This window comes from Candidatus Jordarchaeum sp. (assembly GCF_052745115.1).
Genome location: NZ_JBRAKS010000172.1, coordinates 1 through 8,359 on the forward strand (window position 1 = coordinate 1; position 8,359 = coordinate 8,359).

Here is an 8,359-nt window from a genome sequence, read left to right on the forward strand (position 1 = left end):
ATACAACCCTTGCAAAAACCGTTCTCCAGCTACGGAGATTGAAAGTTTTTTATTACAACTTATGCTGAAGTAAATATTTTGAGATACTTAAAAGAAAAATGGGAAAGAGGTGAAATAAGTATGAGAATAAAAATTATTAACCCCAATACCCATTTGGAGGGAACAAAACGCATGGAAAGGGTGGCTAAAGCCAATGCCAGACCAGACACGGAGATTATAGCGGTTAGCCCTGGAAAAGGACCGGACGCTATTGAAGGCTCATATGATGAAGCCTTAGCAGTGCCCGGAGTTCTAGAAGAGATAAAGAAAGGGATAGAGGATGGCTACGATGGATTCATAATAGCCTGCTTTTTGGATACCGGTCTTTATGCTGCTCGAGATTTGACCGATAAACCAGTTATAGGCATCGGTGAGGCCTCCATGCACATGGCCTGTATGTTGGGCCGTAGATTCTCCATGCTCTTGCCTGCACCGAGATGGGATATAACCTATGTTTTGGCAGAGTTCGTCCGGAGATACGGGTTAGAGAATAGGTTCGCATCGGCCAGAGGTATAGGATTGGGGGTATTAGACATCGATAAAGATATAGGTAAAACCCTAGAGATTCTCAAAGAGGAGGGAACTAAAGCCATTCTGCAGGACGGAGCAGAGGTTATTTTGCTAGGCTGCGCCGGATTTGCGGAGCTAGACAAGAAGCTTGAGAAAGAATTGGGGGTTCCAGTAATTGATCCCGTTATCGCAGCGTTAAAATTCATGGAAGCAATACTGGACTACGGCAAAAAAACGAGTAAAATATCTTTCAGACTGCCAGAGAGACTTAGAAAATAAGTCAATTAATCGAGATCATCAAAAATCATATCCATAAATTAGTAAGATACTATGAAACCACAGCGGGAGTTTCCTTTATTGTATTGGGACAAAACCATTTTTCCTTCAATGTCCTTTTTTTTCTGTTCTCAAATATTTGGAATTATTTAAATTTTATACAATCCTTAGCATCGAAAATTCTTGGAAGAATTTAAATTATAACCGATCCTATTAATTACAAAGAAAAAACTGTTTATCTTAACTCTCAGGCATAAGGAGGTAATATTATTGAGTGAAGAGATCGATCCTTCGGGACGTGAACGTTTTTTAAAAGTGGTCGAAGAACATCAGGAGAGATACGGATCCTCTAGACGTGATTTGATGTATATGGAGCTAGCTGGGGAATTTTCATCTGAGGAAGTTGATGAAATAATTTCTGAATTATTGGGCGAGGGCACCCTTTTAGAAACCGAATTGGGTGAACTCCAACGCAGATAAGCAAGGGTACTCTGCTTTTTTCTATTTATGGTGCTAGAACCACTTTTTTGAAATTCATTAACATTTTAATGTTTTATAACTATGCGGGAAATCGTTCCTGAAGCCTGTATTTAATGTTTATTATTTTTTATTAATGGTTTATATAAAAATTCAGAATATTATTGAAGAATGAGGAATATTTAAAACTTGTATATATTAAAATAAGAAACTCAAATAGCTAATTTTTTAGAAGAGAGTGGAGGATAAAATATGAGTATTGATTTGGGAAATAACCGTCTAAGTGTTGGCAACCAGTTGGTTAGAGCCGCCTGGAGATACCCCCATAAGGAGGCTATAGTCTGTAAGGGTAAGCGTGTTACTTTCAAGGAGCTTAACAACCGAGCTAACAGTTTAGCCCACGGATTAATGGATCTTGGGATACGGAAAGGGGATTTTGTCGCAATTATTCTGATGAACTGTGTAGAATTTGTTGAAACCTACTTCGCGTTGGCAAAGATTGGAGCTATTGCAGCCCCTCAAAACTACAGACTCACACCAAACGATATTGAACGACTTATTAATCAGTGTGAAGCAAAAGCCCTAGTTTATGGTGGCGAGTTTAAAGATTTGGTAGCGAGTTTACGTACAAAATTGAAGTCAGTTAAGAACTACATATATGTTGGAGAGGGAGAAGTTGAAGACACAATTCCCTATGAAGAATTAGCAACAGGGCATTCAACGGAAGAGCCGAAAGTTGATATCCTCCAAGATGACGGTCAGTACATGAACTACACCTCAGGTACTACGGGACTGCCCAAAGCTTCGATAATGACACACTATAATAATCTTATGGCAGTCTCACAGGTGGCAACAGAGGTAGGCATCGACTCCAGCTGGGTTATCATGACCGTTTTTCCACTGTTCCACCGGGTAGGATGGGTAACGGTACTAGCGGGAGTTACTTCGGGTTGTAAAAATGTCATAACGGAAATCGATCCCAAGAGTATACTTGAAAACATTGAAAAGGAAAAAGTCAACTTCGTTAACTTCGTTCCAGTAATAACGAATCTCCTCATGATGGTTCCCAACTTTGACAAATATGATATGAGTTCACTCAAAACAATAGTATACGCAGCAGCTCCACTAACAACTGAGGTAAGAGAAGCAACTCAAAAATATTTCACAAAAAACATAGCGGAGTACTATGGAAATACCGAGAGCTCTGTTCTAGTGTACTGTAATCCAGAAATGAAAAAAACTCACCCCACATCCCTGGGCACACCTGCGTTCGGAGTTGAGCTGCGATTGGTAGACGAGAACGATAAAGATGTACCGGTAGGAGAGATTGGTGAAATTATCGCCAGGTCTCCCGCAATGAATGCCAATTACTTTAAGAACCCTGAGAAAACTAAAGAGGCGATGCGAAGCGGATGGTTCCACATGGGAGATCTTGGTAGGTTCGACGAGGACCGACATTTATATATTGTGGGAAGGGTAGAGGACCTAATCATAAGTGGTGCTGACAAAATCTTCGCTCCAGAAGTAGAAGATTTGATTCAAAGTCATCCCAAGGTTGAACAGTGTGCAGTAATAGGATTGCCGGATAAAACTCTAGGAAAAGTTGTAACCGCAATTATAACCCTCAAGGCGGGTGAACAAATAGATGAGCAAGAGATAATCGATTACCTTAGGGGCAAAATAGCGGACTTTAAGATACCTAAAAAGGTTAGAATAATTGATGCAATACCGAGAACTGCAACCGGAAAAGTTCTAAAGTACCAGCTTGTCCAAAAATATTCGGAATAAAAGGAAACGAAGTATATGGTTAAAAAAATTACAATATCTATTTTTTCTCCATTTATTTATAGAGATAAATACCAAAATATTCTAAAAAAGATAGTAACTTATTTTACGAGTTTTTTTTCCTAATTCTTCTGTCCAAGTTTTGGCTTTGGCTGGGTCCCGCAGATCAAGTATGATACGTTCTTTCTTATTCTTCTTTATTCCTCCGAAGGCTTCGGCTGCTACCGGTTTTATGTGAGGATGCTTCGCCAAGACATCCGTGATGTAGTTTTTGACGGCTTCATTGCACATCTCGGGAATTCCAGCCCTGCGTGATGCGAGGAATATTGCCACTTTCCGGTCTCCAAAATCGTTATCTAGAAATTTTTTGGCTTCCCCGTACCATTTCCCCCTCCTAACACCACTTCCAATTATGACATTACTGTAGGGTGTGAAATCGGGTTTCTTGTTTTTGCGAAGATTGACTACATCAACTTCAAGTCCGAATTTATCCCGTAGAACTTTTTCAATCATGGAGGCATATTCCTCAGTTGCACCTGACTTAGTAGCGTACACTATGAGGGTTTCATTAACACTCATACAAAACTCTTCCAAAAAAGTTTTCAGAAAATTTTTAGTAACTTTTACAGAAAAAACCTTTCATTTTTTATCTATTTTATTCGAGGAAAGCACCAGTGTAACAGTTTATAATCCTTCCGGTAAAGTTTTGCTAAATTTTTAGTACTAGTAAAGAATATATGTTTGGGTTTTGTGGTTTATTTTAAGGTGGAAGTTTCTTGGGCAAGCAGTTTTCGGGCAAATTTGTAAAGGAGGTTAAGAAGAGGATCCCTTGGATTGAACATTTGATTGAGGATTATTCTACTGCTTTGGAGTTTAATACCGAGCTTATAGATTATTCAGTGCCTAAACAGTCTATCTGTCTTTTGTGTAGGGGTACAAGGATGTTGTGTGGGAAAAAAAGATGTCCCCTGCTTGAACGTTTTTACAGTTATGTTAAGGTGTCGAAGAGTTTTGATGGAACTCAGCTTGTTGGGGATTCTCCACCAAGTGCTTTTGTGGGTAGGAGAGGGTATCCTTATGTTTATGCTGGCCCGATGGTTCCACCGGAGAGGGGAGACACAGGTATCTACGATATTCCTGAGTTATGGTATGGGAAGGATGTAGAGGAGATAATCGGTTTTAGATACAAACTGGTCAGAGGCATGTTTATCACAGATGTTAGAGAGGCTAATTCGGATAATAAGTTGCTGAGAGATACTCGGGAACTAGCCCTTGCTGGAGATCCTGTGGACTCAGAGGTTATATTGAAGAAGAAACCTAAGCATCGTCTTTTGTTATCTAGCGAAGTGCAACCCATGGGTCCCTCAGCACCGCTTGAGAATATTAACATTGGTACATTGAAGGTGCCGAAGATTGTGGATAAGGTGTATTTTGACACTGATCTTAAAGCGCTTGATGGAATGTTAATGCTCTATGAGGATAATTTGCCTGTAACTAGAATACAGCGGATTCTGAGTGTCGGTGCCATGGGAGTTAAAAATAATCGGAAATTGGTGCCTACCAGGTGGAGTATTACTGCTGTTGATAGCAGTATTTCCAAATTTTTGAGGGAAAATGTGAAGGATTTTCCATTGATTAATGATTATTTGGTTTATGAAACGGATTATCTTGATAACAGATTCGTTGTTCTTATGATACCGAGACCTTGGAGCTATGAATTGATAGAGGCTTGGTTTCCGGGCACTTTATGGAACCCGGATCAGGAACATGTGGGTATGGGATCGGATTGGGAGCCCTATTGGGGTAGAACCACTTACGCCAGTATAGGAGGATGCTATTACGCAGCTAGACTTGCAGTCACAGAACATCTTCTCAAGGAGAGAAGGCAGGCAGCTGCAGTTATTTTCCGAGAAACACTTCCCGGTAATCTAATGCCCTTAGGAGTGTGGCTTGTGAGAGAATGTGTGAGGGATGCTTTAAGGAAAGAACCTATGAAGTTTGAAACATTGGAGAGTGCCCTTCAACATATTAAAACTCGTCTACGTATAAATATGAAACATTGGCTACAGGTAAGTGGAGCATTGTCTGAAATTAGGAAGCAGCGTTTATTAACTGAATTTTTAGGGTTTTAACCTTGGTAGAAGAAGTTAGAGAAATTTTCTGTAAAGGCATTTTGAGCAGGAGTGGAATAGGTAGCGTAGAATACTCCATTAATCCTTTTACGGGTTGTTCACACGGCTGTGCATACTGTTACGCCCGATTCATGTTAAGGTATGCTAGGACTAAGCAGCCTTGGGGAAAATTTGTCCACGTAAAAATTAATGCCCCCACAGTGTTAATGAAAGAAATTAAACGCAAAAAATTGGGAACAGTTCTTCTAAGTAGTGTTTGCGACCCCTACCAAGAGTTGGAGAAAAGATACGAACTTACCAGGAAAATTTTGCAGGTAATTTCGAAGTATAACAATTTTAAAGTTGATATTTTAACCAAGTCAGACCTAATAATAAGGGATTTGGATATCCTTAAGAAAATGAGGAATGTTGAAGTGGGATTCTCCATTTCTCATTTTGATGAGGAGTTTAGGAGAATATTTGAACCCGGAGCACCCAGTGTGGAAAGAAGATTCGAGGCTCTAAATACCTTGGCAAAAAATGGTATTGATACTTACGTTTTTGTGGCACCGGTCATTCCTTTGATAACAGAGAGGGATGTTGAGGGTATAGTGGAGGGTGCTGAGAGGGGTAATGCTAGATACTTATTTTTTGACACGTTAAATATTAAGTGTGGGAATTGGAAACCTATTATAGCGGGATTAGAGAAGTATGAACCAGAGATTGTTGAGGAATTCGTTGAAGTTATGGAAGAACCTGAGAGCTACTATCGGCAATTAAAAGCACGAATCTTAAAAAAGTGTGATAGCATAGATTGCAGTTTCACATTCTGATTTTAAGTTTATTTCAGAAACATTTTTTAGCATATTGAGTTTTAACAGTTTATGTATTTTGAAACAAGGCATAATGTAATGTGTATGTTTTTTGCACGGGGTGTATGTGTTTTTGTTTGTTGGCTGCCGGTAAAGGAGGCATTTTAAGCCTTCTTTTCCGAATCTAAGCCCTATTATGGGAGTTGGGTAGAACACTTCCATATTACCAAAATCAAAAATACATACCTATTACTTTGTGCCTTGAAACAAAGACATAAGAGATATATGCATTTAATCTTAAACGATGTTTGTGATTAAGATGCTTAAGAAAAACTATCATGATGTTGCAGAAGAGGATGTTACCCTAGCGGGTTCTACTGGGGCTACTATACGCTGGCTTATCACCGAGAAGGATGGAGCCTTAAGATACGCTATGAGGCGTTTCGAGATAAAGCCCGGAGGGCATATAGGACTGCATAACCATCCGGAGGAGCATGAGATTTACGTCATGTCAGGAAAAGCTAGAATCTTTAATGATAAAGGTGAAGAATTCATAGCGGGTTCTGGGGATGTTCTGTTCGTTCCACCCAATGAAAAACATGGGTATGAGAATCTGGTTGAAGAAACTTTCACATTCCTATGTGTTATTCCAATATTAGAAAAGAAATAAAGTTATTATATTTTTTAGTCTTATTTTCAAATCAGTTTTATCCACTTTTTTCCAGTATATAGTCGGCGGCTAGGTTACCAGTGTACATGGAGGTGGGATAGCCGCCCAGAAATAGTTCACAGGCTGAGCAAATACCTACCATCAAAAGGTGGTCAATAGGAGTTTCTATTAGCAGTTTTCTCCCGATTTTACTTTGTTCTTCGATGTTCCAGGACCAGCCGGCAATGGAACCACGATATCGATTTCCCCAATCTTGATAGGTTAAAGGTGTTGCTATTTCCATTTTTTCAACTGAGTTTGACAATCCGGGCAGTAAGCTTTCCACGGTATGTATTAGTTTTTCTGCTATTTTTTTCTTATAGTCGCGGTATCCATCCTTTCTTCTCTTTTCACCGGTTCGCCAATCGGAAAAATGATCATAAGAAAAACCGACACGTAAGAGAATGACTGCCCTTCCGGGTGGAGCTGAATCTGGTGCATTGTCTGACCACAAGCATATTTCAATTTCCCGGTTATCAAAATCCTCTGGGTCGAATTTCTCCGAGGATTTGATTTCTTTCCTATAAAAGACATGTTGAGCTCTCATTTTGCTTAGATCAATTTTTTGGGGGTCTACTCCTAGATATACGCAGAGTTCGGAGCCCGACATAGTGTAACTCTTAACCGCACTATAAAATTTTTGAGGAAGATTCTGGGGTCTTACCAGTTCTAAAAAGGTTTTCTGATAATCCGCATTGGATATTACCCAATCGGATTCAAAGGTTTCACCCTTGGAGGTTTGTACTCCTATTACACGGTTATCTTTGATTAAAATTTCTTTAACACCGTGGGATAGTTTTACCTCCCCATTGTTACTTAGAATCCGGTCGTAAATTAGTTGATTAATTCCGTGGATTGTGCATGAGGGATACCAGATTCCTCTTCCGTTAGTAAAGTCCCACATGAATGCCAGAAGGGTTAAAGACATTACGGGCTCATAGGTGGTTTGGGATCCCAGAAAATTCTGCAATATTTTGCTCGATACCTGTTTTTCAAGATATTCCTTTGCAGGAATTTGTAAGTTTTCATTTATGATTTCCAGTTCCTTCTCACATTTGGGAATAAAATTTTTGAGAATCTTCTCCCTCTTTTTCCCCAAGGAATAATCGGGATGCCATTGATGAATCTTATCAACCGCGCTAATTATTTCCCGCAATTTTTCGAAAAATGCATCAATACCCTGCCTTTCCTCCGCAAAAAAGTTTTTCAAATCTTCCCTCAGCTTCCCAAATGATTGGGAGTAAACAATGTCAAAAAAGGGCGTAATTAGTTGAAAATGATTGCGATTAAAATCAATTTTTTCCCCGATTCCAATCTCACTTAATAATTCGACTACAATCTCAGGAGAACTAAAAGATAGGGGGCCCATCGGGAAATAGTATTCACCTCTTCTAAAAATGTGGCTCGTGCCACCAATGTGAGGAGTTTTCTCCAATAACAAAACACTTTTACCATATTTCGCTAGTTTAGCGGCACAGTATAAACCACCAATTCCCGCTCCTGCTATTATAGCATCATACAAAAAGTAACCCTCCAATATTTTAGGGCTTAATGGTAGCAATTACCGTTGTCCGAAACTTACCCATTTAGGACACCGTCTAAATGGTGTTCGGTTCCTGCTTCATAGGGGAGCACCTGCC

At 39.6% G+C, this 8,359-nt stretch carries 8 protein-coding genes; 6 read left to right on the top strand and 2 right to left on the bottom strand.

The window, feature by feature from the left end; genetic code table 11:
* The first annotated feature begins 120 nt into the window (after window positions 1-120).
* The 3 genes from ACUVXA_RS12450 to ACUVXA_RS12460 all read left to right on the top strand — a co-directional run bounded on the left by ACUVXA_RS12450 (window position 121) and on the right by ACUVXA_RS12460 (window position 3,090).
* Window positions 121-828 carry an aspartate/glutamate racemase family protein gene (locus tag ACUVXA_RS12450; protein ID WP_445871594.1) on the top strand — a complete coding sequence of 236 codons (708 nt, stop codon included), beginning with the start codon at window positions 121-123 and terminating at the stop codon, window positions 826-828.
* Window positions 829-1,095: 267 nt separating this feature from the next.
* Window positions 1,096-1,305, top strand: a complete 210-nt coding sequence (locus tag ACUVXA_RS12455; protein ID WP_445871595.1) for a hypothetical protein — start codon at window positions 1,096-1,098, stop codon at window positions 1,303-1,305.
* A 249-nt stretch (window positions 1,306-1,554) separates the two neighbouring features.
* Complete coding sequence (locus ACUVXA_RS12460) at window positions 1,555-3,090, top strand: class I adenylate-forming enzyme family protein (RefSeq protein WP_445871596.1); 1,536 nt, start codon at window positions 1,555-1,557, stop codon at window positions 3,088-3,090.
* A gap of 81 nt (window positions 3,091-3,171) precedes the next feature.
* On the opposite strand, the gene ACUVXA_RS12465 is transcribed toward ACUVXA_RS12460, so the two are convergent.
* A complete protein-coding gene (locus tag ACUVXA_RS12465; RefSeq protein WP_445871597.1) occupies window positions 3,172-3,666 on the bottom strand; it encodes a flavodoxin domain-containing protein in 495 nt (164 codons plus the stop codon).
* 197 nt (window positions 3,667-3,863) lie between these two features.
* Between ACUVXA_RS12465 and ACUVXA_RS12470 the strand changes: the two genes are divergently transcribed.
* The 3 genes from ACUVXA_RS12470 to ACUVXA_RS12480 all read left to right on the top strand — a co-directional run bounded on the left by ACUVXA_RS12470 (window position 3,864) and on the right by ACUVXA_RS12480 (window position 6,680).
* Window positions 3,864-5,219 (top strand): Nre family DNA repair protein, encoded by a 1,356-nt coding sequence (locus ACUVXA_RS12470; protein ID WP_445871598.1) that lies wholly within the window; start codon window positions 3,864-3,866, stop codon window positions 5,217-5,219.
* Between the two features lie 2 nt (window positions 5,220-5,221).
* A complete protein-coding gene (locus ACUVXA_RS12475) occupies window positions 5,222-6,031 on the top strand; it encodes an SPL family radical SAM protein (protein ID WP_445871599.1) in 810 nt (269 codons plus the stop codon).
* Window positions 6,032-6,329: 298 nt separating this feature from the next.
* Window positions 6,330-6,680: a cupin domain-containing protein gene (locus tag ACUVXA_RS12480; protein ID WP_445871600.1), complete on the top strand. Its 351-nt coding sequence runs from the start codon at window positions 6,330-6,332 to the stop codon at window positions 6,678-6,680.
* A gap of 37 nt (window positions 6,681-6,717) precedes the next feature.
* On the opposite strand, the gene ACUVXA_RS12485 is transcribed toward ACUVXA_RS12480, so the two are convergent.
* A complete protein-coding gene (locus ACUVXA_RS12485; RefSeq protein ID WP_445871601.1) occupies window positions 6,718-8,241 on the bottom strand; it encodes a phytoene desaturase family protein in 1,524 nt (507 codons plus the stop codon).
* Between the last annotated feature and the right edge of the window lie 118 nt (window positions 8,242-8,359).

What these genes read in the sequence shown, in the direction of transcription:
- ACUVXA_RS12465 (WP_445871597.1), bottom strand. Translation starts at nt 3,666, where the DNA reads ATGAGTGTTAATGAAACCCTCATAGTGTACGCTACTAAGTCAGGTGCA.
- ACUVXA_RS12460 (WP_445871596.1), top strand. Translation starts at nt 1,555, where the DNA reads ATGAGTATTGATTTGGGAAATAACCGTCTAAGTGTTGGCAACCAGTTG.
- ACUVXA_RS12450 (WP_445871594.1), top strand. Translation starts at nt 121, where the DNA reads ATGAGAATAAAAATTATTAACCCCAATACCCATTTGGAGGGAACAAAA.
- ACUVXA_RS12480 (WP_445871600.1), top strand. Translation starts at nt 6,330, where the DNA reads ATGCTTAAGAAAAACTATCATGATGTTGCAGAAGAGGATGTTACCCTA.